Origin of the sequence: Pseudomonas sp. 6D_7.1_Bac1 (assembly GCF_025465945.1) — a bacterium.
Taxonomy (GTDB): domain Bacteria; phylum Pseudomonadota; class Gammaproteobacteria; order Pseudomonadales; family Pseudomonadaceae; genus Aquipseudomonas.
The window spans coordinates 166,114-187,621 of sequence record NZ_JANLNW010000072.1; the positions used below are offsets into that span (position 1 = coordinate 166,114).

Here is a 21,508-nt window from a genome sequence, read left to right on the forward strand (position 1 = left end):
CCATGTCGAACTTAGTGACCAATGCTGGACACACCCATGTCGATGGACATGGGCACGATGACCATCACCACGACTCGGGCGAGATGACCGTATTCGGTTTCTGGCTCTACCTGATGACCGACTGCATTCTGTTTGCGTCGATCTTCGCGGTGTACGCGGTACTGGTAAACAACGTAGCCGGTGGCCCGTCGGGCCACGACATCTTCGAACTGCCGTACGTGCTGGGTGAAACCGCCTGCCTGTTGTTCAGTTCGATCACCTACGGCTTCGCCATGCTGGCGTTGTTCAAGGGCAAGAAAACTCAGGTACTGGGCTGGTTGGCGATTACCTTCCTGTTCGGTCTGGGCTTCATCGGCATGGAGATCAACGAGTTCCACACGCTGATCTCCGAAGGCTTCGGTCCGAACCGCTCAGGCTTCCTGTCCGGGTTCTTCACCCTGGTCGGCACCCACGGTCTGCACGTGACCAGCGGTCTGATCTGGATGGCGATCATGATGTATCAGGTCAACAAACATGGCCTGACGTCGACCAACAAGACCCGCTTGAGCTGCCTGAGCCTGTTCTGGCACTTCCTGGACGTTGTGTGGATCTGCGTATTCACCGTTGTTTACCTGATGGGGACTCTGTAATGGCTAACGCAGCTCACTCACACAATGGCCACGATAGCCACGACGACAGCCACGGCAGCGTCAAGTCCTACGCCATCGGCTTCATCCTGTCGGTGATCCTGACCGTCATTCCATTCGGCCTGGTGATGTACCCATCCCTGCCGAAAGCCATGACCCTGTGGATCGTACTGGCCTTCGCAGTGATCCAGGTGCTGGTGCACCTGGTCTACTTCCTCCACCTGGACCGCTCCGCCGCCCAGCGAAACAACGTGATTGCGTTTATCTTCGCTGCCCTGGTGATCGTCCTGTTGGTGGGCCTGTCGCTGTGGATCATGCACAGCATCCACACCGTCATGATGGCGCACTGAGGAAAGTCCGGATGTCCTTAAAGCACTTTATCCAAATCACCAAACCGGGGATCATTTTCGGTAACGTGCTTTCTGTGGCAGGCGGGTTTTTCCTGGCCTCGAAAGGGCATGTCGATCTGGCCATATTCCTGGCTGCGATGATCGGCACGTCCCTGGTGGTAGCGTCGGGTTGCGTGTTCAACAACTGCATCGACCGTGACATCGACCTGAAGATGGAACGCACCAAGAACCGCGTGCTGGTGCAGGGCCTGATCTCCCTGAAACTGGCGTTGGTTTACGCGACCGTCCTGGGTGTCGCCGGCGTTGCACTGCTGTACCGCGTGGCGAATCCGTTGGCTGCGCTGTTCGCAGTGATCGGTTTTGTCATCTACGTCGGCTTCTACAGCCTGTACCTCAAGCGCAAGTCGGTTCACGGCACGCTGGTGGGCAGTCTGTCGGGGGCGATGCCGCCGGTGATTGGCTATGTCGCGGTCAGCAATAGCTTCGACATGGCGGCGCTGACGCTGCTGGTGATGTTCAGCCTGTGGCAGATGCCGCATTCCTACGCCATCGCGATCTTCCGCTTCAACGATTACCTGGCTGCATCGATTCCGGTGTTGCCGGTGAAGCGCGGGATTCAGGTGGCCAAGAAGCACATCCTGCTCTACATCCTGGCGTTCCTGGTCGCGACCTTGATGCTGACCTTCAGCGGTTACGCTGGCATGAGCTACCTCGCGGTTGCTGCTGCGATGGGCATGTACTGGTTGTACATGGCCTGGACCGGCTACAAGGCGGTGGATGACACGGTTTGGGCACGCAAGCTGTTCGTGTTCTCGATCTTCACCATCACCGCCCTGAGCGTGATGATGTCGCTGGACTTCAAGGTGCCGAGCGAGTTGTTGCTGACTTACGCGCCTTAAGGTTTTTGCGGTTGTACGAAAAGCCCCGCCTTCGAGAAAAACGCGGGGCTTTTTATTGCGCACGATTTATCTGTGGGAGCGGGCTTGCTCGCGAAGGCGGCCAGACAGCCGACCACTCTTTTGCGGATGTACATCAATCAACACTGTGGGAGCGAGCCTGCTCGCGATGGTGATGGGTCAGTCAATATTGATGTTGAATGTACCGCCGTCATCGCGAGCAGGCTCGCTCCCACATTTAATCTGCTGGCGTGGCCGTTACTGTGCGGCGATGCTGTAACCGTCGAAAGCGGTTTGCTGCTGAAGCGGCGATGTCACAAAAACGTTCGCTACTTCGTCTTAAGGGGACCTGCACAAATTTCAGGAACGCGAAGCATGAATCCCTTTTCACATTGGGCAAACCATGTCCGCCAGCAATATCAGCTTGGAAAGATCACTTTGGTCATCTTGATCCTCTTGGGGTTGGGAGGAATCGGTGCGATCACACAGAGCCTGCTCACCGTAAAAGGGCAAACTGACTACCCCGCCCCAGGTCAAATGGTAAGCGTTGGCGATCATCGCTTGCACATTCATTGTGAAGGCCATGGACAACCAATTGTTCTATTGGAATCTGGTCTCAGCGGGTGGTCCCAGGACTGGGCTTTGGTCCAACCTGAACTTGCCAGGACAACCACGGTTTGTGCCTACGACCGCGCGGGGTATGCCTGGTCTGACGAGTCCCCGACTGCACGCACTGGGTTGCTGGCCGTGGATGATCTGCGCACACTCTTGCACAATGCGAATTTGCACGGCCGCATGGTCGTGGTTGGCCATTCATTGGGCGGTTTGTTGGCTCAAATGTTGGCTCAGACCCATCCTGACGAGGTCGCCGGATTGGTGCTCATTGATGCACTGCAGCATGACCAAACATTCAGCATGGATCCCGAGGCTCATGCGCGTTACAGTCGCAACATGGATCTCTTGACCAACTCAGCCACTTGGCTGGCACCCTTGGGTTTGACACGGCTTACAAACATGCCAGCGTCAGTGGTATTGGACAAGCTTCCCTTGGCCGAGCAACCAGCCGCACGTGCTCTCGCGATGCAAAGTAAAAACTACCGCGCATTGCGTACCGAATACTTGGCTGTTGATTCGGCCTTGGACGTTGCCCGCAAGCTTGCGCCCATTCCGGCCATGCCCATTGTGGTGCTCAGCACAAATGCACAGAGCGAATTTCCGCCTGGGTGGGAAACCGAATATATGCGCCAGCACTGGATCGATGGTCAACGCGCCTTAGCCCGAGAAACCGGTAGCCAACAAGTGGTGGTGGCAGACGCTGGTCACTACTTGCAGCTCGAACGCCCCAAGTTGGTCATTGACTCCGTTCTGACAGTCTTGCATCAGGTCCGTAATGCCTCCAAAAATCCTGTGACGCAAGATGGAAACTGACGCAAGCCATTCATTTGAAGATCATCGGGGATATTTGCAAGCACTGGCGTACCGGATGCTGGGCTCTTTCTCCGAAGGGCAGGATGTTGTGCAAGACGCATGGCTGCGCCAAAGTAGAGTAGATCTGACTATGGTGGACCACCCCCGAGCCTATCTGTCCCGCATAGTCACCAATCTTTGTCTGGATCGCATGCAGTCTGCGCGTGCACGGCGTGAGCAGTACGTCGGCTGCTGGCTACCGGAACCACTTGAGGATGAGCACTGCGCCTATGACCCGGGACCAATGGCGAATTTGGAATATGCGCAGAGCATATCCATCGCCTTCATGCTGACCCTTGAGCGGTTGACCATACTTGAACGAGCCGCTTTTCTGCTGCATGACGTATTTGATCAAAGCTATGAGGAAATTTCCCATCGGCTGGCGCGAAGCGAAGCAACATGCCGCCAGTTGGCCGCGCGTGCACGGAAACACGTGCAACGCGAACAATCCATTGTGGATATTGAACAGGAGAAAGCCACCACGCTGCTGAAGGCATTTGTGCAAGCCATTTCAAGCGGTGATGTCGAGAGTCTTGCGCAACTGCTAACTGAGGACGTGGTGATGCTTTCCGACGGTGGCGGTATTGTCGCTGCAGTGCCTCGGCCCCTAAATGGCGTGAACTTGATATCAAGGACACTGATTGGTTTCGCAAAATTGTGGCGACCGCAGGATTTCCACTTACGCCTTTCGACTATCAACAGCCTGCCGGCGGTCATCCTCTATAACTTGCAAGGTCAGGCCGTCCAAACCACCGCGCTGAGCTTCAATGACAATGGTCAGATCAAAGCAATCTATGCAATGCGCAATCCACAGAAATTGGCCCATCTAAACCTACTCCCGAGTTAGATGACCGGTGGGTCGCCACATTGTCGGTCCAGGTGGGCGTTCAGCCAAAAACCGACACGGCTGCCATAAAAATGCGATTTTCAACAGCCGTCAACACGTGGAACTGCTCGCCAGAGATGCCACGGTAAACGTAAAGCCCATCTAACGGTACGTGGTGTTCATGGGTCGCTTACGGTCAAAAGATCGCAGCCTGCGGCAGCTCCCACAAGAGCCGGGCGTCGTTGGTGCTTACTGCACAGCGATGCTGTAACCGTCGAAAGCGGTCTGCTGCTGAAGTGCGGTAACGATAGCCTTGCGTGTAGCCGGTTGTTCGGCACCAGCGTTGTCGATGAAGGTCTCGTTTTCCAGCTCAGCTTCATCGCCTTCACCGACAAAGGTGAAGCCGAGGAATTCGAAGGCTTCGCGGTCGGCGCTCGGTTTAACCCGTGGGTTGCGCAGTGGCAGGCTGACGCTGACGCCGTCCTTGCTGATGTTGAACACTTCGATGTCTTTCTTGGCGCGGGCTGTCTTGCTCTTGCCGCTGCTCGGGTTGCTGATGGCCTGATGGGTCTGGTTCAGCACTTTCAGCGCCAGGCCATAGACCAGCTCCTGAAAACTTGGGTCATCCTTGAAGCTCGACAGAATCCGGCTGATCGGGAACTTGCTGCTCAGGTCTTCCAGGGCGGCGATGTCGGCGGCCTCGGCGTCTTTGAGTTGTTTGAGCTCGCCCATCAGTTCGTAGGCTGTGTCGTCGTCGAAGCGGTCGTGAGCCAGGCGGATGGCCGCGCGCAGTTCGCGAATCTGGTCGCTTTCTTTCGAGGTGTGGAAGGCGTCCAGGACCATCTCGCTGATGGTTTTGGCCTGCGGCACGTGTTGTGAAAGATTGATGGAGTTTTCGTATTCCGCTTTGGACGACAAGGTGATTACGGATTCAGCGGTGTTGGAATCTGGCATTGAAATTTCACTACTTCTTTAAACAGAATTTGAGACGAGAACAGCGTCGGCGTTTTCGGGTCGCCTAATCTATTGGACCGCAGCGATGTTGTCACGGACCAACGGACGATCAGTTCATCTCGGCGACCAGCACTTCAACCATGGCCTTCGCGCTCATTTCCCGCGCCAGCGCGGCGCCCTGGCCGGCCCACTGCACTGCGAACTCGTTGCAACCCTTGGCGCTGGCGGCGGCGTGCAGGGCCTTGGCGGCGTCGTAGGTCAGGGGGTACGCCGGGCATTGTGGTGCGCCGGCGGCGTCGAGGTCGGTGATCAGGCGATTGACCATGCCCCGCGCCGGTCGCCCGGAAATCGCGCTGGTGATGCGCGTATGGGCGGCCTTCGGGCTCTTCAGGTCGGCTCGATAGCGCGGGTTGGCGGCGGATTCGGGGCAGAGGATAAACGCGGTACCCAGCTGGGCACCTTGTGCGCCGAGTTTGAGCATGGCGCTGATCGACTGACCGTCCATGATCCCGCCCGCGGCGATGACCGGGATCGAACGCTGCTGGCTGAGGGTTCTGACCAGTGCCAGGGTCCCGGTCAGGGCGTCATGTTGCGGGTTGAACACACCGCGATGGCCGCCGGCTTCGACGCCTTGGGCGATGATCCCGTCGAGGCCGGCTCGCTCGATCAGCTCGGCTTCGTGTGGATCCGTCGCGGTGGCCAACAGCACGATGCCGGCCCTTTTCAGCGCGTCGATCCAGGACGCTGGCGGCAGGCCGAAGTGAAAGCTGACCACGGCCGGACGTTCGACCAGCAGCAGTTCGAGCATGTCCGGGTCATCGAGGAAGCTGGTGTAGATCTCATTCAGCGTGGTGGGCGGCGTGGCGTCGAACTCGGCAAACAGCGGATGCAGGTGCTTCAGCCAGTCGGACTGCAGGGGCTGATCCGGTTCGGGTGTGCGGTGACAGAACAGGTTGACGTTGAATGGCCTGGCGGTCAGCGCCCGGGTCTCGGCAATCATCGCCTTGGCCTGATTGACGTTGCTGGCTCCGATCCCGATCGAGCCCAAGGCACCGGCATTCGACACGGCCGCCGCGAGTGCCGGCGTGGACACGCCGACCATTGGCGCCTGGATGATTGGATACTGGATGCCGAGCCGTTGCGTCAGCGTCAGGTTTTTCGGGTTGGGGCGCAGATCCATATCAATGACTCCCGGGTTGTGCTTCAAAGGTTAAAGGTGGGCGAGCGATCTCGAAGCCTCAACGACGCAGGCGGCCGGCCTTTTTGCCATGTGCGGCGCATTGATCTGGCGGAACAACTCGCCCACGCTGCGTCCGGCATCCACCAGGGCGGTGGAATTCACGAACGGTCGCGGGACGATGTAGGTGTAGAACTTGGCGCCTTCGCAGACAGTCCCCAGCGCCCAGGCATTGCTCAGCGGTTTGCCGCTCAGCGGGACGATGTGCAGGCCTTCATCGACATCAATGCCGCTGACCTCCATGCCTTGATTGGTGAACGGGCGAACCAGGCCTCTTTCGAGCAAGCGGTAGAGCAGCGGTGATTTGTCCTGGTTGGGTGACGACTGCGGCACCCGAGCGCGAATCAGCACATCGGCGCGGAATTCTCGCTCGGGCAGGCTCGTGCTGTTGATCGTGAATGAATACGACGCGCCGTCCATAGACGCACGGGCCCCTGGGCCGAAGCTGGCCATCAGGTTACCTGCACGTATCAGCGCGAGCATTTCTTCGGTGCGTTGCAGGGGCGGACCAACGGCCAGCCGATTCATTACCGGAATGAATTCGTTCATGAAGCGCTTGTGCGACGAGGCCGACAGCGCGCCGAAATCGACCACTCGGCGCAGGTTGTCGCGCAGGTCGCGCAGCACATCGCAGGCGGCCTTGATCGGACTTTCGCAATTGCCATTACGGGCCTCGGCCAAGTCTTGCTCCAGGTAGTCGGTCAGCCACTGATGGAAGTGTTCCTTGCTGGCCAGGGCATTGCGGCTGATGGGGTTGGCCATCTTGTCCCAGGAAAACGGCGGAATTTGTGGGCAGCATTGGCGCAGTACGTTTTCGGCGGCCGGCGTTTCGAGATGAACCAGTGTGGCGTCGAGCAACTCGGCGAAGGAGCTGCCATGCAACCGGGTGGCATGGGACAAGTAATAGGCGTGGGCCATGTCGCGCAGAATCAGCGGGAAGATATGGCCGTGGAAATCAAGTTCGCCGGGCTTGTGGGTCTGCTTCCATTGATTGATTCGCTCCAGCGTCAGGAAGCGTGCCTGGTATTGGCCCGAGACACCTTTCTGGTTCACCGCGCGGGCGGCGAACGGAATCCCGCTGCGCGAGAACAGCGCCAGTGACGGCTCTGCGCCGGACGGCTGATAGTTCAGCACGCCGGTCGTTTCGTCACGCTCGAAGCGGCCGCCACGACCGACGGTCAGTGCGGTAATCGCATCGATGGCGGTCAGGCCCATGCCTTCGATTGCCACCGAGGCGTCAGGGGCAATCTCATCGAGTTGCTTATGAATCGGCAGTGGCCCGGTGACGATGTAGCGCAGGTTGGCGTTGTTGAAACGGTGGGTCGCGACAAAGGCACGACGGTCGATGTCCAGCGCGTCCGGATGATTTTCCGAGTGGCCCGTGGTCAGGAACAGGTAGTCGGCGTTGATCGTTTTGCCGTGCGCCGTCTGGATGACAAACGATTGGGTTGCAGTCTGCTCGATATCGGTGGCCGTGCACGTATGCAGGTGCACGTCGCAGTGCTGTTCCAGTCGGGTGAGCAGGAACTTGAAGACCCAGTTCAGGTACTCGCCAAAGGCGCTGCGGGGCAGGTACGTGTCGGGACCCAGCGGTAACGGGTGTTTCCAGTTGCCAACAGCCCACGCGTACAGGCTTGGCCCCTCGATCAACGGCCCGGCATCGGCCACGGTCGGGTCCATGAACAGGGTGATCTGGGACGCTACGGTGTTGAGTTGCAGGTAGTCGGGTTGCGAGGAGTGGTGGATGCCTTCGCCCGGTACACCGGGGTCGATGAGATGCACTGCTATTTTCTTGTCGGTTTTCTGATCGCAAGCGTAGGCGGTGATTCGTTCGAGCACGTTCAGGCCCCGTGGCCCCATGCCGATAATCGCGATCGCTAGCGTAGCCTGTTGCATCTGCCCCAACTCCCTTGTTCTTAGAGAGGCGTTTGCTCGACGTTGTGCAGGACATCTCCCTGTTTCAGGTCGTGTTCTGCTCAACATCACCTCATATGCGTTTAAATCCGGGGCAGGATACGCAGCGCAAAATTAGCTTTGCCAACGATTATCCGAGATACTGCGCATCACTTTTCGAGATGTCAGCGTCCAGGGATGGCAGTTCCATGCAGCTCAAATCACTTCGGATTTTTTTGGCTGTGGCTGAGACGGGCAGCTTCGTGGCCGCCGCTGAACGCCTGCACACCGTGCAATCCAACGTCACTGCACATATCAAGAAACTCGAAACCGAATTGGGTGCTCAACTGATCGACCGCAATGGCCGGGTGCGTCTCACCTCCGCTGGTCACGCACTCAGCGAATACGCTGACAGAATTCAGCGAAATCACGACGAGGCTGTGGCCTTTTTCCGAGGTAACCAGTCCCTAAGTGGCGAGTTGCGCATCGGCGCGATGGAGACCACCACGGCGTTTCGCTTGCCGGGGATCCTGGCGAGCTTTCACGGCAATCATCCGGAAGTTGATATCAAGCTCACCACCGGGCCGACGGCAGACCTGGTCAGGGGATTGGTGGAAGGGCGCTTCGATTGCGTATTTGTGGCCGGCAAAGTCGACCACCGGCGCTACCACATGTACAAAGCCTTCACCGAGGAGCTGGTGCTGATTTCCTCCCGGCCGCTGGAGAAAATGCCGCCCAAGGAAACCTTGCTGACAGCCACCTTCCTGGCCTTCCGCCAAGGCTGCAGCTATCGCCACAGCATTGAATTGCTGCTGGCCTCTTGCGGGGTTTCGGCCGTGCGCATCATTGATTTCGGCACGCTGGACGCCATGCTCGGCTGCGTCGCGGCGGGCATGGGGTATGCCGTACTGCCGAAGTCCGCGGTCGAGGCTCAAAGGTCGCGCTTCAACATCTACAGCCTCGATCTGCCGGAGCGCTATGCGATTGTCGACACCTATTTTGCGGCCGCACCGCAGAACACCTGGACGCCGGCCATGGCCTCGTTTTCTGAAACGGTGTGCGATGCGCTGGTGATCACCGATGCACCGCCATCGCACGAAGTGATAAGAAGCCAGAAGGTGTAAACCTTATTCAGGACGAGTCACGATGCTGAAAAAGAGCCCGCCTTCGGTATGAAGTGCGGGCTTTTCTTTAAGCGGCAGAAGCGTTTTTGAGTGCCAACAGCGCCATCCATTCGCGGTACAGCGTGATTGCCCTGCCGCAGAAGAGCCCGACCGTAAACCCCGAGGCGGTGCCTGTGAGCGTCAGCATCTGCACGCTGGCCGAACGTTCCGGGTGAACAGCGGCCTGATAGCCGATGAAGTATTTCACCGCGAAGAACAGCAGCGAGATGCAGAGGATTTTCCAGGTGCCGGGAACGATCAGCCCTTTGCCGCCGCTGTCCAGTGTCAGCCCTCGGCGCGAGAACAGTGCAATCGCCGCCAGGCTGCCCAGCGCGATGCCGGCCACCCAGCTGCCCAGCGCCAACTCGGCGTGTTCGTGGTAGTTCAGCGAAAAGAATGACCAGAGCGTCAGGAGGCCCGGTGTAATGAGCAGGGAGAGTTTGCTTTCCCGGCTGGGCGTTCTGGCCCTGAACCCGTAATAACAGATCAACAGGAAAACCCCGTAGACCCATAGCGGCGTGCCTTGCAGAATATCGAGCATGTTGGTCAGCGTCCTTGCCTTGGAAAACCTGACCGGATGCTGCCACAGGCTTGAGGCACTGTCACTGCTGGCCTCGGACAAGCGTTTTCAGAGCGTGTCCTGCCAGGTCTGACGGGAGGACTGGAGCTGGGTTTTGACCCAGTTGCTGAACGCTTGAACCACCGGCCGCTCGGGTTTCTGCGGGTCGGCCACCAGGTAGTAGCCACGGTGCAGATCGATGGTGATGTCGAACGGGCGCACCAGCAGACCCTTGGACAAGGCATCGCCGCTGATCAGGTTGTCGCCGATGGCGATGCCCTGGCCGGCGATGCACGCGGACTGCGCGCAGTGCGCATCGGAAAACAGGATGCCGCTGACGGCGTTGACGCCCGAGGCGCCGGCTGCGGTCAGCCAGACTCGCCAATCCGAGTAATCGGTCATGTGCAGCAACGGGTAGCCGCTGAGCTCCTGCGGGCTTTTCAGGCCGCTGAGCGAGTTGATCAGGCGCGGGCTGCACACCGGGAAAAACCTTAGCGCAACGATCTCTTCAACGAGCATTTCCGGCCAGTCGCCAATCCCGTACGCGATGAACAAATCGGCATTGGGGTTGTGGGTGTCGTCTGGTGTCCGGGGGGAAATCAGCTGCAACTGCACCTGTGGGTACTGACGCAAGAACGCGCCGATGTGGTGGCACAACCAATACGTGGCGAACCCCGGCGCGCAACTGACGCACAGCCGTCCGGACACTGGCTGGTCGTCGATCAACTGACCGGCGTCGAGCAAGTTCAACAGAATTCCGTGCACCTCACGGGCATAGCGTTCGCCCTGGTAGGTCAGGCCGATCCCTCGACCGATGCGCTCGGTGAGGGCGAAGCCGACGCACTCCTCAAGCTTGCTGATCTGGTGGCTGATGGCGCTGCGGGTCAGGTTCAGTTCACGGGCGGCGACCGACACGCTGCCCAGGCGTGCGACTGCGTCCAGAGCGCGAAGGGCAGTCATTGAAGGAAAACGCATAAAGAGTCCAGCATCAGGTTGTAGGAGGGGTTACGACGGGGTTGTGAAAACCTGTGGCTCGGGCCGTTTGCAACTTATGGTGAATTAAATTGAACGATTAAGCCAAAAAAAATCGATTGTTGTGTTAGTTGGTTCAACAATACTAGCCCCATTCGTCAGGGCCCCCGAAGCGCAAAACGCGTGGCGGACCTTCCTATCGCTCTGAACTCAAAGGTGGCTTACATGGCTGGGTCCGACAACTTTACCTCGACCCATTCCGCGCAAGGGACATACGCCGATCTGATCCTCGGTAACGGTCGTATTTACACCCAGGATCCTTTGAGCCCGTGGGCCGAGGCTGTGGCGATTCGCGACGGCAAGTTGATCGGTGTCGCCAGCCTGAGCGAGCTTGCGGGATTCAAGGGGCCGAACACGATTTTCCATGATCTGGCGGGGGCATTCTGCATGCCGGGTCTGCATGACATGCACACTCATCCCGACCTGGCGCTGGCGCCGCGCTACAGTGACGACCTGGATGTCGGCATCGAAGACCCGACCCCGGAACAGTTGCGCGAGAAAATCCTCGCCTACGCCGACGCCCATCCGGGCGATGGCTGGATTTACGGGCAGTACTGGGTGCGTTACACCTTCCGCGAAGCCGGGTTGACACCGGGCCGGGCGTGGCTCGACAGCATCATGCCGGACCGCCCGGTGGCGCTGCTCGACCGGATGTGGGGCACCATGATGGTCAACTCCAAGGCCCTGGAACTGGCCGGCATCGACCGCCACACTGCTGACCCGCGCAACGGCTACCTGGAGCGTGACGAACTGACCGGCGAGCCCACCGGCCTGATGATCGACGGCGCCTACGCGATGATTCATGCGGCGATGCCACCGACCCCGGTCAGCGTGTTGCGTCGTGCGTATCGTGACGGCGTGCATTTCCAGAGCTCGCGTGGGGTGACGGCGAGCAAGTACGTGCACGTCTGCGAACAACGGTTGCAGGCCTTGAAAGAGCTGGATGACAGCGGTGAACTGACGGTGCGCATCGAAGCGGCCATCAGTTGGCAGGACGATATCTTCCCGGTGCGCCGGCGTTGGGAACTGCTCAGCGGCGAGCGGCACTATTACCGCAGCGCCCGGTTGAGCGCCAACGCGGTGAAGTTCCATTTCGACGGCACCGTCGAGCCACGCTCGTCGTACCTGCTGACGCCGTGGCCGCAAGAATCGAACTGGCGCGGCAAGCTCAACCTGACCCCCGAGCACATCACCGACATGGTGGTGGACATGGACAGCCGAGGCATCCGGGTGATCGCTCATTGCACCGGTGACGGCGCGTCCGATGTGTTTCTCGATGCCGTGGCCGAAGCCCGTCGTCGCAACGGTTTCAGCGGTGTGCGCCATCAGTGCGCGCACAGCACCTTGCTGCATCCGGGTAATCTGCCGCGCTTCAAGCAATTGCAGGTCATCGCCGAATTCTCGCCGGCCGCCTGGTACCCGACGCCGTTCGCCAGCGGTGCACGCTCGGGTTACGGTCAGGAGCGGCTCAAACGCATCTACGACTTCAAGGGTGTGCTGGAAGCGGGCGGCACCGCGGTGATGGGCACCGACTGGCCGGTGGCGTCCATCGACCCGTGGCTGGCGCTGGAAACCATGGTCACCCGCCAGAACCCGTGGAACGACGACCCGACTTGCTTCGGCGAGCCGATCAGCCTGGAGCAGGCATTGAATGTGATCACGCTCAATGGCGCCGTCGCGATGGGCCTGGAACAGAGCACTGGCAGCCTCGAAGTCGGCAAGTCGGCCGACTTGATTGTCATCGACCGGGACTTGTTCGCCGAGCCGGCGCGCAACTACCTCCACCGCACCAATGTGTTGCTGACTTTTGTCGAAGGCCAGTTGGTCTATGACCGCCATTCAACGCTGGCGTCATCGGGGTTGAAGGCGGTCTGGCAGGGCGAACCGCCGATGCTGGAGGGCAAGGCGTAATGGACGCACAACGGATCGCGGTGACCGTCGTTTCGGGGTTTCTCGGTGCCGGCAAAACCACCTTGCTCAACCGCATGGTGCGCCGTGCCGAAGGCAGCCGGTTGGCGGTGATCGTCAATGATTTCGGTGAGCTGAACATCGATGCGGCGATCGTCTCCGAAGTCACCGATGCGGTGTACAGCCTGCAGAACGGTTGCATCTGCTGCACCGTGCAAGAAGACCTGCTGGCGCAACTGACCAGCCTTACGCAGATGCAGCCTCGGCTTGAGCGCATCGTCATTGAATGCAGCGGGGTGTCGGATCCGCAACGTATTGTGCAAACCCTGGCTTACCCGCAACTGCGCAGTCAGATGCAACTAGACATGGTGATCACCGTTGTCGACGCGACACGTCATCTGCAACTCGATGGCGAGTACGCCCGACTGGCCCGAGCGCAAGTGGCTGCGGCCGACTTGCTGCTGTTGAACAAAACCGATCTGGTGAGCGACCAGCAGTTGCAGGCACTGCGCGATACGCTGGGTGCCAGAACCCGGATTCACGTCAGCGTGCAGGCGGATCTGCCTGATGCGCTTTGGCTGGATTCGGACCTGGACCTTGAGCCTCGGGCGCTCAAGCCGCTGACACGGGTGTCGACCGACGACCACAGTGAAATGTTCAGCAGTTGGCTGTGGCAGAGCACGACGGCTTTGAACATCGAGCGTCTACGCGGCTGGTTGCAGGCGCTGCCCACCGAGGTGTTCCGGGTCAAGGGATTGGTCGTGCTAGAGCCGGGCACCCAGTTGCATTGGCTGCAACATGTCGGCACGCGCAGTCAGTTTTCGCCCGCCACGGAGGACGCACGGGCCACCGGCACGCGGCTGGTGTTTATCGCCCGCCGCGGTTTCGAGGGTTGGGACGCGTTAGGGCAAGGGTTGGAGCAGTGTCAGGTGGCAGAGGCGTCGCGGACCTGAGCGAGACAGAGCAGTCAGCGCTGCGTTGGCGCGCCTACCGAGCGTCAGTCATCGCGACCCCGGCGAGTTCAGGTTCATCGAGCGAACTGCCAACGCGTTCGCCGTTTCCTCATCCACCGGCAGCGAAAAGCGGAAGGTCGCACCTTGGTCCGGTACATCCAGCAAGCGAATTTCGCGGCCATGCAGTTGCAGAATCCGGTGCACGATGCGCAATCCCAATCCGCCGTCACGGCGTGCACCGCCAATGTTGAACGGGCGCAAAAACAAGCCTTCGCGCAATTCGGCGGCGATGCCGGGGCCGCTGTCGCTGACGGTGATTTCGACGAATTTGCCTTGGGGGACGAGGCTGATATCAATCTCCCCGCCATCGGGTGTGTGGCGCAAGGCGTTGTCGAACAGGTTGGTCAGCACACGTTCGATCAGCCCTAGGTCGGCACAGACTGCCGAGACATTCGGTGCGAAGCTTGCCTTGAGCTGCACTTGCCGGGCTTCGGCGGTCAGCTCGAACTTTTGAAAGATGTCCTGCACCAGATCGGTCAGTGAAAAGCGCTCCAGCACCGGTTGGACGAAGCCGTGTTCCAGGCGCACCAGTTCCAGCAACGACTGCGCCAGGCCGCCGACCTTGCGGCTCTGGTCGAGGGCGATGCCCAGGTAGCGGCGGCGCTCGGCCGGGGTCAGGCTGGCGTCTTTCAGTGACAAGGTTTCGAGGTAGCCGTGCAGCGACGCCAGCGGTGTGCGCAGATCGTGGGAGATATTGGCGACCAGCTCACGGCGTTCCTGATCCTGGCGGGTCAGGGAGCTCCATTGTTCGCCCAGGCGCTTTTGCATCTGCCGGAAGGCGGCATCGAGCACGGCGATTTCGTCATGAGTGGCGAGGTTATCCGCTGTGCCTGACGGCACCGGCGAAGGCGGGGCGACCGGAGCGCCGTCGATGTCGAAATGCGCAACCGTGTCGGTCAAGCGGCGCAGCGGGCGGGTGATCAGGGTAAACGCCGTGAGACCGGCGATCAGGCACAGCAACGCCACCATCCCGATCGACCACAGCGCGGTGTTCAGCGCCTCGCTGGTGGCCCCGCGCTCGGCGATGCGGTCATGTTCTTCGCTGAGCAGCACTACGTAGAGATAGCCAGTTTGCTGACCGTTGACTTTAAGTGGCGCGGCGCTGAACACCTTGCGCCCGTCGACGCTGCGCGGGTCGTCGCCGAGAATCGGCAGCGCCTCACCGTTGAGCAAGCGCCGCACGGGTGCCAGATCGACCTGCTCGCGACGCAGGTGGCCTTCGGGCGCAGCATTGCCGACGACCCGGCCGTTGGTGTCGAGCAGATAGACCTCGACACTCGGATTGACCAGCATCAACTGGCTGAACAACTCGCGCAGTGCGTCGGGTTTCAGGCCGTTGGCGTCCATCAGCTGGGTGTCGTGGGCGATGTGCTGCGCCAGGTCCCGGGACAGGCCTTGCACCACTTCCAGCTCATGCATGTGGTTGGAGCGCACCTGCATCCACACCGAGGTGCCGCTGCACACCAACAGCAACAGGGCGAACACCGCCGACAGGCGCTGGGTGAGTGTCAGTCTCATGGCTGCTCCTGCGCCGTGGCGAATTTATAGCCACGGCCCCACACCGTGAGAATACGCACCGGTTGCGCCGGGTCGGTTTCGATCTTGGCCCGCAGACGATTGATGTGAGTGTTGACTGTGTGCTCGTAGCCTTCGTGGCTGTAACCCCAGACGGCGTTCAGCAGGTCCATGCGCGAGAAGACTTTGCCCGGCTGCCGGACGAAGAAGTACAGCAGGTCGAACTCCCGTGGCGTGAGGTCCAGGCGCTTGCCGTCGAGTGACACTTCACGGGTGATCGGGTCGATGAACAGCCCGTCGCTGGTGAGGCTGCCGGCGTCCATTTTCAGGTTGCGGGCCATGGCGTCGACCCGCCGCAGCAGGGCTTTGACCCGTGCCACCAGCTCAAGCATCGAAAACGGCTTGGCCAGGTAATCGTCGGCCCCCAGTTCCAGGCCGAGGATGCGGTGCATTTCGCTCGACCGGGCGCTGGTGATGATGATGGGCGTGTAACGGGCCATGGCGCGGGCGCGGCGGCAGATCTCCAGACCGTCGACACCGGGCAGCATCAGGTCGAGGATCAGCGCATCCCAGCTGCCTTGTTCGAGCAGGCGCAAGCCTTCGTTGCCATCGGCGCTGTGCACGACCTCGAACTGCTCGTCGCGCAGGTGCAGGCAGATCAGGTCGGCGATGTGTTTATCGTCCTCGACCACCAGGACACGTTTGGGTTGATCCATTTGGGCTAAATCCTGTTGCGCAGTGAATGCATTGTGCGGGTTTTCCCCATCGCGAGTTATCACGAATTGTTTAACTCCACGTGAGGATTTGGCGATCACCTCAAGCCTAGGCTGTGTTCCATGTAAACCACGGCGAATTTAGGGAGAGGGCCATGTTTTCACGGCGACAGATTCTTCTGGCGGGCGGCGGGCTGGGCCTTGCAGCGCTGGCGGCCGGTGTATTGCCAAAAATGACTGGGCGCTCGGCGCTGGTCAGCGAGGCGAGCGCCGCCGAGACCTTCGAGGTCACCCACAGCGACGCCGAATGGCACGCGAAGCTCAGCGCCGAGCAGTACGACATCCTGCGTAACGAGGGCACCGAACGTCCCTACTCCAGCGCACTGAACAACGAACACCGCGACGGTACTTTCGCCTGTGCGGGCTGCGATCTGGCGCTGTTTTCATCGAGCACCAAATTCGACAGCCATACCGGTTGGCCGAGTTTCTGGGCACCTTTGGAACATGCGGTCGCGACTCGCGAAGACCACTCGTTTGGTGTGCTGCGCGAGGAAGTTCATTGTCGACGCTGCGGCGGGCATTTGGGCCATGTGTTCAACGACGGGCCAAAACCGACCGGTCTACGCTACTGCATGAACGGTCTGGCGATGACTTTTGAGCCGCAATCGGCCTGACACCATGGGCAGGTTCTTTCCTTCACTTCATACAGGTCCTCGTTATGTGGCTTCTGGTCCTCGCTTATCTCGGTGGTGTGCTGACGATTGTCAGTCCGTGCATTCTGCCGGTACTGCCCTTTGTCTTCGCTCGCACCGGGCAGCCGTTTATCAAGAGTGGCTTGCCGCTGCTGGCGGGGATGGCGCTGACCTTCGCGCTCGTCGCCTCGTTGGCGGCGGTGGGCGGCGGTTGGGTGGTGCAACTCAATCAGTACGGTCGCTGGCTCGCGTTGCTGTTCGTTGCACTGTTCGGGCTGACGCTGTTGCTGCCACAACTCGCCGAACGGCTGACGCGTCCACTGGTGGCGGCTGGCAGCCGGCTGTCGGAAGTGGCGGGCGCCGATGCCCGGCCGCGTCCGGGCGCTTCATTGCTGATCGGCGTCGCCACGGGCCTGCTCTGGGCACCGTGCGCCGGGCCGATCCTCGGGTTGCTGCTGACCGGCGCAGCACTGCAAGGGGCAAGCATCGGCACCACCTTGTTGCTACTGGCCTACGCGCTGGGCGCCGCCACTTCCCTCGCTGTCGCCTTGCTGCTGGGCGGTAAAGTCTTTGCGGCGATGAAACGCTCGATCGGCGCCGGTGAATGGCTGCGCCGTGGTCTGGGGGCGGCGATGCTGGCGGGTGTGGCGGCTATTGCCCTGGGCCTGGACACCGGGATTCTGGCGCGGGTGTCGACGGCCTCGACGGGTGGGCTTGAACAGGCGCTGGTCGGTCGACTGGCGGGTAAGTCCGGGGAGCAGATTCCGCTGTCCACAAACGATCAACCAGGCTCGAGCATGATGGCCGCCGGTGGTGCGATGAAGATGGCCGCCAACGGTCCCGCGACGCTGCCCGTCGAAGGCAACCTGCCGTCGCTGGACGGCGCCGTGCAGTGGCTCAATTCGCCGCCGCTCACTGCTCAAGGCTTGAAGGGAAAAGTGGTACTGGTGGATTTCTGGACCTACTCCTGCATCAACTGCCTGCGCACCCTGCCGTATGTCAAAGCCTGGGCCGAGAAGTACCGCGATCAGGGCCTGGTGGTGATCGGCGTGCATGCGCCGGAGTTTGCCTTCGAACGGGATGTGGGCAATGTGACCAAGGCCATGAAGGACCTGGGCATTACGTATCCGGTGGCCATCGATAACGACTACAAGATCTGGCGTGCTTTCAACAACGAATACTGGCCGGCCCACTACTTTGCCGACGCTCAGGGACGTATCCGTTACCACCATTTTGGTGAAGGCGAATACGCAGAGTCGGAACGGGTGATCCAGCAATTGCTGCGTGAAGCTGGCACAGCGAAAGTTGCCGATGGCCTGATCAATGCCAGCGCCCAAGGTGTGCAATTGGCGCCGGACATGAACGAAGTCCGTTCGCCGGAAACCTACGTCGGCTACCAGCGTTCGGAGCATTTCGTACCTGAAGCGAGTCTGGCCCCCGACAAGGTCACTGCGTACAGCGCGCCCGCTACCTTGTCGCTGAATGACTGGGCGCTGGACGGTCAATGGAACGTCGGCTCTGAGCGCGCCATATCGGTCGCCCCGGCCAGTCGCATCGTCTATCGCTTTCATGCCCGCGACCTGCACCTGGTGTTGGGCCCCGGCGCCGACGGTAAACCGGTTCGCTTCAAAGTCATGATCGATGGCAAAGCCCCAGGTGAAGCCCACGGCACCGACGTCGCACCGGATGGCAGCGGCCGTGTGACCGAACAACGCCTCTACCAGTTGCTGCGCCAACCCGGCGACGTGGCAGATCGCACATTCAGTATCGAGTTCCTCGACCCGGGCGTGTCGGCGTATGCGTTTACCTTTGGTTGATGGGCATTCAGTTGCCCAGGAGTGACTTTCATGAAAACCCTATTTACCTGGCGCCGGACTCTGTTGGGTCTGGCCATCGCCGCCGTCGCCGGTCAATGCCTGGCGTTCTCATTCGGCGTTGCCGAGGACGCGATCGCCATCGCGCCGCCAGCCCTCGACGAAACGCCCAAGGCCAGCAGCGAAACGGCGGTGTTCGCCGGTGGCTGCTTCTGGGGCGTGCAAGGCGTGTTTCAGCATGTCAAAGGCGTCAAGAATGCCGTTTCCGGTTACGCCGGCGGCGCTGCCAACACCGCGCAATATGAACGCGTCAGCGACGGCGACACTGGCCACGCAGAGTCCGTCGAAGTCACCTTCGATCCTGCTCAGGTGAGCTACGGCACCTTGCTGCAAATCTACTTCTCGGTGGCTCACAACCCCACCGAACTCAACCGCCAAGGGCCCGACAGCGGCACCCAATACCGCTCGGCGATCTTTCCAGAAAGCCCCGAGCAACAAAAAATCGCCCAGGCCTACATCGCACAGTTGGATGCAGCGCATTCCTTCAACAAACCGATCGTGACCAAACTCGAAACCTACAACGGTTTCTACCCGGCAGAGGCCTACCATCAGAACTTCCTGACGGAGCATCCGACGTATCCCTACATCGTGATCAACGATCTGCCGAAAGTGGCGCAGCTCAAACAGCTGTACCCGCAGCGCTATCAGGAGAAACCGGTGTTGGTGAAGGCAGGTATGTAGTTCTGGATTATCCGGAAATCATGTTCTTGCCGATGATCTTCGAGCGATACAACGCTTGATCCGCCCTGGCCAGCAGGCTGGTTTGTTGCTCGTCCTCAAAGCGCTGCGCCACGCCAAAGCTCATCGTGACCTGGAAGTCGCCCACCGGTGGCAGGCTCGATAACTCAAGGCGGATTTTTTCGGCGAGGGCGCGTGCGGTGGCAAGGGCGCTGTTGGGCAGAATCACGATGAATTCATCGCCGCCCCAACGGGCCAGTAAATCGCCTTCGCGCACGCAGCGTTTAACGCTTTCAACCACGTGCACCAACGCCGCGTCGCCCAAGGCATGGCCGTAATGATCGTTGATGCATTTGAAGTCATCAATGTCCATGGCGATCAGCGACAGCGGCTGACGAAAACGCTGGGAGCGCTCGCATTCCAGCGGCAGGGCTTTTTCCAGGAGATAGCGGTTGGCGATTCCGGTCAGGGTGTCGCTTTCCGCCAGTTTGCGGTTTTCGTCCAGCTGAGCCTGTAACTGCTGATTGAGCAGAGACAACTCGCGGGTCCGTTCCTCGACCATCGCTTCAAGGGAATGATTGCGCCGTTCGAGTTGCTCAAGCAGACGCTTCTTGTCTTCAATGCTGCGATTCGCCCCGATCATCCGTGCCGCTGAGCCATCGGCGTTACGCTCGATCACATGACCGCGATCCTCGATCCAGGTGTAACTGCCATCCAGCGTGCGGCAACGGTACTCGGCTAGATAATGGGGCGAGCGCTGATGCAGATGGTCATCGAAATGCATCATTACCCGCAGGTAATCGTCGGGATGAATCAAGTTCTCCCAGGTCAGCACAGTGTTCTCAAGTGCATGAGGTTCGTAGCCGAGCATTTCGTACCAACTGCGGTTGCGGTAGACGAACCCGGTGTTGGCGTTCCAGTCCCAGATCCCGTCGCTGACCAGCTCCAGAATCGTGTGCAGCATGTCTTCATTCAGATCAGTCAGGCTGACCTTCAACGGTTCAATACTGGAGGTATCACCCATCACCGCTCTCCCTGCTGCCCTGAACTTGAAGTGGCCGGCCAGTCGTAGAGACCAGCTCATGGCACGTTGACACTGTAGCGCCGGGGATTAAGGGATAGAAGCCTCTCACGCAGCAAAAAGGCTCAGTTTTGTTTGCCCCACATCTGCAAGGCAAATTCGACAAAACTGCGCAGCTTCGGCAGGCGGTATCGGTCCTGCGCGTAGACCAGATTCATCGGTCGGCGGGGCAGTTGATAGTCCTGCATCAGTGCCACCAGTTTCCCTTCCCGAAGATCTTGATCCACCAGTGCATCCGGCAGCATCACCACGCCCATTCCGGTGCGCGCCGCCTGGTGCAGGCCTGATGAGCTATTGATCAGCATCGGACCGCTCACCGCAACGACTATCTCACCGTCGGGCCCGCTCAGGCGCCACTGTTTTTCTACCGAGCGCCATTCATCGCCCGCTGGGTAGGCGAAGGCTAGGCAGTCGTGATCGGCCAGTTCCTCCGGTTTTTGCGGTGTGCCGCGCCGTGCCAGATACGCTGGCGAGGCACACATCGTCAGGGTGTAATCCTCCAAAGGCCGGGCAATCAGGTTGGACGGTTCGGTGTTGCCCAGGCGAAGCGCGGCATCAAAGCCGTTGTCCAGCAGATCAAGGCGTTGATTGGTCAACACCACATCCAGCTTGACCTGCGGGCAGCGCAGCACGAATTCGCTTAGGGCCGGCGCCAGGCGTTCTGTGCCGAAGGTCAGTGGTGCGGTGATGCGCAGCGTACCGCTGGGTTCGCCCTGGGTTTGTTCGGCCAGCCGCTCGGAGTCAGCCACCAGCCCCAGCACCTCAAGACAGCGCTGATAGTAGGTCGAGCCAAATTCGGTCAAACGCTGACGCCGCGTCGTACGGTTAAGCAAGCTGACGCCCAGGCGTTGCTCCAGCGCTCGCAGGTGATTGCCGACCATGGTGGTCGACATTTCGCACTCCAGGGCGGCGGCGGTCATGCTGCCAGCCTCGACCACTTTCACGTAAACCGACATCGCCAGCAGTAAGTCCATTATCAAGTCCAGATTTAAAATGATTGAAGTATTACAGCGTTTATCCAGCCCAGGTGG

At 60.1% G+C, this 21,508-nt stretch carries 20 protein-coding genes; 11 read left to right on the forward strand and 9 right to left on the reverse strand.

All coding sequences use genetic code 11. The features are described from left to right. The first annotated feature begins 2 nt into the window (after window positions 1-2). From NTD87_RS20375 to sigJ, 5 genes are all read left to right on the forward strand, one after another. Entirely contained in the window at window positions 3-629 is a 627-nt protein-coding gene (locus NTD87_RS20375; RefSeq protein WP_262115980.1) for a cytochrome o ubiquinol oxidase subunit III, read from the forward strand. Continuing rightward, complete coding sequence (gene cyoD / locus NTD87_RS20380; protein WP_262115981.1) at window positions 629-976, forward strand: cytochrome o ubiquinol oxidase subunit IV; 348 nt, start codon at window positions 629-631, stop codon at window positions 974-976. The genes NTD87_RS20375 and cyoD overlap by 1 nt, the downstream gene beginning before the upstream one ends. A gap of 11 nt (window positions 977-987) precedes the next feature. Next, window positions 988-1,875: a heme o synthase gene (gene cyoE / locus NTD87_RS20385; RefSeq protein WP_262115982.1), complete on the forward strand. Its 888-nt coding sequence runs from the start codon at window positions 988-990 to the stop codon at window positions 1,873-1,875. A gap of 84 nt (window positions 1,876-1,959) precedes the next feature. Further along, complete coding sequence (locus NTD87_RS20390) at window positions 1,960-3,300, forward strand: alpha/beta fold hydrolase (protein ID WP_262115983.1); 1,341 nt, start codon at window positions 1,960-1,962, stop codon at window positions 3,298-3,300. Then, a complete protein-coding gene (gene sigJ, locus NTD87_RS20395; protein WP_262115984.1) occupies window positions 3,290-4,186 on the forward strand; it encodes an RNA polymerase sigma factor SigJ in 897 nt (298 codons plus the stop codon). The genes NTD87_RS20390 and sigJ overlap by 11 nt, the downstream gene beginning before the upstream one ends. Window positions 4,187-4,414: 228 nt before the next feature. On the opposite strand, the gene NTD87_RS20400 is transcribed toward sigJ, so the two are convergent. From NTD87_RS20400 to NTD87_RS20410, 3 genes are all read right to left on the reverse strand, one after another. After that, a complete protein-coding gene (locus NTD87_RS20400) occupies window positions 4,415-5,119 on the reverse strand; it encodes a hypothetical protein (RefSeq protein ID WP_262115985.1) in 705 nt (234 codons plus the stop codon). 109 nt (window positions 5,120-5,228) lie between these two features. Continuing rightward, on the reverse strand, window positions 5,229-6,299 hold the full coding sequence (locus tag NTD87_RS20405) for an NAD(P)H-dependent flavin oxidoreductase (protein WP_262115986.1): 1,071 nt from the start codon (window positions 6,297-6,299) through the stop codon (window positions 5,229-5,231). 30 nt (window positions 6,300-6,329) lie between these two features. Continuing rightward, the gene (locus NTD87_RS20410) at window positions 6,330-8,252 is read right to left on the reverse strand and encodes an FAD/NAD(P)-binding protein (protein WP_262115987.1); all 1,923 of its coding nucleotides are present in this window, start codon (window positions 8,250-8,252) and stop codon (window positions 6,330-6,332) included. 32 nt (window positions 8,253-8,284) lie between these two features. Here NTD87_RS20410 and NTD87_RS20415 point away from each other — a divergent pair, with 32 nt between their 5' ends. Then, entirely contained in the window at window positions 8,285-9,373 is a 1,089-nt protein-coding gene (locus tag NTD87_RS20415; RefSeq protein WP_262115988.1) for a LysR substrate-binding domain-containing protein, read from the forward strand. Window positions 9,374-9,440: 67 nt separating this feature from the next. Here NTD87_RS20415 and NTD87_RS20420 read toward each other — a convergent pair whose 3' ends face one another. Further along, a complete protein-coding gene (locus NTD87_RS20420; RefSeq protein ID WP_262115989.1) occupies window positions 9,441-9,953 on the reverse strand; it encodes a hypothetical protein in 513 nt (170 codons plus the stop codon). A gap of 87 nt (window positions 9,954-10,040) precedes the next feature. Beyond that, window positions 10,041-10,946, reverse strand: coding sequence for a LysR substrate-binding domain-containing protein (locus NTD87_RS20425; protein WP_262115990.1), 906 nt, complete (start codon window positions 10,944-10,946; stop codon window positions 10,041-10,043). A gap of 222 nt (window positions 10,947-11,168) precedes the next feature. Between NTD87_RS20425 and NTD87_RS20430 the strand changes: the two genes are divergently transcribed. After that, window positions 11,169-12,914 (forward strand): amidohydrolase, encoded by a 1,746-nt coding sequence (locus NTD87_RS20430; RefSeq protein WP_262115991.1) that lies wholly within the window; start codon window positions 11,169-11,171, stop codon window positions 12,912-12,914. Then, entirely contained in the window at window positions 12,914-13,864 is a 951-nt protein-coding gene (locus tag NTD87_RS20435) for a CobW family GTP-binding protein (RefSeq protein WP_262115992.1), read from the forward strand. Before NTD87_RS20430 ends, NTD87_RS20435 begins: the two co-directional genes overlap by 1 nt. Window positions 13,865-13,912: 48 nt before the next feature. Here NTD87_RS20435 and NTD87_RS20440 read toward each other — a convergent pair whose 3' ends face one another. Beyond that, window positions 13,913-15,442 (reverse strand): sensor histidine kinase, encoded by a 1,530-nt coding sequence (locus NTD87_RS20440; RefSeq protein ID WP_262115993.1) that lies wholly within the window; start codon window positions 15,440-15,442, stop codon window positions 13,913-13,915. Continuing rightward, window positions 15,439-16,155: a response regulator transcription factor gene (locus NTD87_RS20445; RefSeq protein ID WP_262115994.1), complete on the reverse strand. Its 717-nt coding sequence runs from the start codon at window positions 16,153-16,155 to the stop codon at window positions 15,439-15,441. The genes NTD87_RS20440 and NTD87_RS20445 overlap by 4 nt, the downstream gene beginning before the upstream one ends. Window positions 16,156-16,307: 152 nt before the next feature. Between NTD87_RS20445 and msrB the strand changes: the two genes are divergently transcribed. From msrB to msrA, 3 genes are read left to right on the forward strand one after another with little or no spacing between them, the layout of a single operon-like run. Then, complete coding sequence (msrB, locus tag NTD87_RS20450) at window positions 16,308-16,826, forward strand: peptide-methionine (R)-S-oxide reductase MsrB (protein ID WP_262115995.1); 519 nt, start codon at window positions 16,308-16,310, stop codon at window positions 16,824-16,826. 44 nt (window positions 16,827-16,870) lie between these two features. Further along, on the forward strand, window positions 16,871-18,661 hold the full coding sequence (locus NTD87_RS20455; protein ID WP_262115996.1) for a cytochrome c biogenesis protein DipZ: 1,791 nt from the start codon (window positions 16,871-16,873) through the stop codon (window positions 18,659-18,661). Window positions 18,662-18,691: 30 nt separating this feature from the next. Next, entirely contained in the window at window positions 18,692-19,399 is a 708-nt protein-coding gene (gene msrA, locus NTD87_RS20460) for a peptide-methionine (S)-S-oxide reductase MsrA (RefSeq protein WP_262115997.1), read from the forward strand. 7 nt (window positions 19,400-19,406) lie between these two features. Here msrA and NTD87_RS20465 read toward each other — a convergent pair whose 3' ends face one another. Continuing rightward, the gene (locus tag NTD87_RS20465) at window positions 19,407-20,420 is read right to left on the reverse strand and encodes a sensor domain-containing diguanylate cyclase (RefSeq protein ID WP_262115998.1); all 1,014 of its coding nucleotides are present in this window, start codon (window positions 20,418-20,420) and stop codon (window positions 19,407-19,409) included. 122 nt (window positions 20,421-20,542) lie between these two features. Further along, window positions 20,543-21,451: a LysR family transcriptional regulator gene (locus NTD87_RS20470; protein WP_262115999.1), complete on the reverse strand. Its 909-nt coding sequence runs from the start codon at window positions 21,449-21,451 to the stop codon at window positions 20,543-20,545. Between the last annotated feature and the right edge of the window lie 57 nt (window positions 21,452-21,508).

Bases quoted from the DNA above. Each gene is read 5' to 3' on its own strand.
- NTD87_RS20375 (WP_262115980.1), top strand. From the start codon at position 3: ATGTCGAACTTAGTGACCAATGCTGGACACACCCATGTCGATGGACAT.
- cyoD (WP_262115981.1), top strand. From the start codon at position 629: ATGGCTAACGCAGCTCACTCACACAATGGCCACGATAGCCACGACGAC.
- cyoE (WP_262115982.1), top strand. From the start codon at position 988: ATGTCCTTAAAGCACTTTATCCAAATCACCAAACCGGGGATCATTTTC.
- sigJ (WP_262115984.1), top strand. From the start codon at position 3,290: ATGGAAACTGACGCAAGCCATTCATTTGAAGATCATCGGGGATATTTG.
- NTD87_RS20400 (WP_262115985.1), bottom strand. From the start codon at position 5,119: ATGCCAGATTCCAACACCGCTGAATCCGTAATCACCTTGTCGTCCAAA.
- NTD87_RS20405 (WP_262115986.1), bottom strand. From the start codon at position 6,299: ATGGATCTGCGCCCCAACCCGAAAAACCTGACGCTGACGCAACGGCTC.
- NTD87_RS20410 (WP_262115987.1), bottom strand. From the start codon at position 8,252: ATGCAACAGGCTACGCTAGCGATCGCGATTATCGGCATGGGGCCACGG.
- NTD87_RS20420 (WP_262115989.1), bottom strand. From the start codon at position 9,953: ATGCTCGATATTCTGCAAGGCACGCCGCTATGGGTCTACGGGGTTTTC.
- NTD87_RS20425 (WP_262115990.1), bottom strand. From the start codon at position 10,946: ATGCGTTTTCCTTCAATGACTGCCCTTCGCGCTCTGGACGCAGTCGCA.
- NTD87_RS20430 (WP_262115991.1), top strand. From the start codon at position 11,169: ATGGCTGGGTCCGACAACTTTACCTCGACCCATTCCGCGCAAGGGACA.
- NTD87_RS20435 (WP_262115992.1), top strand. From the start codon at position 12,914: ATGGACGCACAACGGATCGCGGTGACCGTCGTTTCGGGGTTTCTCGGT.
- NTD87_RS20440 (WP_262115993.1), bottom strand. From the start codon at position 15,442: ATGAGACTGACACTCACCCAGCGCCTGTCGGCGGTGTTCGCCCTGTTG.
- NTD87_RS20445 (WP_262115994.1), bottom strand. From the start codon at position 16,155: ATGGATCAACCCAAACGTGTCCTGGTGGTCGAGGACGATAAACACATC.
- msrB (WP_262115995.1), top strand. From the start codon at position 16,308: ATGTTTTCACGGCGACAGATTCTTCTGGCGGGCGGCGGGCTGGGCCTT.
- NTD87_RS20455 (WP_262115996.1), top strand. From the start codon at position 16,871: ATGTGGCTTCTGGTCCTCGCTTATCTCGGTGGTGTGCTGACGATTGTC.
- msrA (WP_262115997.1), top strand. From the start codon at position 18,692: ATGAAAACCCTATTTACCTGGCGCCGGACTCTGTTGGGTCTGGCCATC.
- NTD87_RS20465 (WP_262115998.1), bottom strand. From the start codon at position 20,420: ATGGGTGATACCTCCAGTATTGAACCGTTGAAGGTCAGCCTGACTGAT.
- NTD87_RS20470 (WP_262115999.1), bottom strand. From the start codon at position 21,451: ATGGACTTACTGCTGGCGATGTCGGTTTACGTGAAAGTGGTCGAGGCT.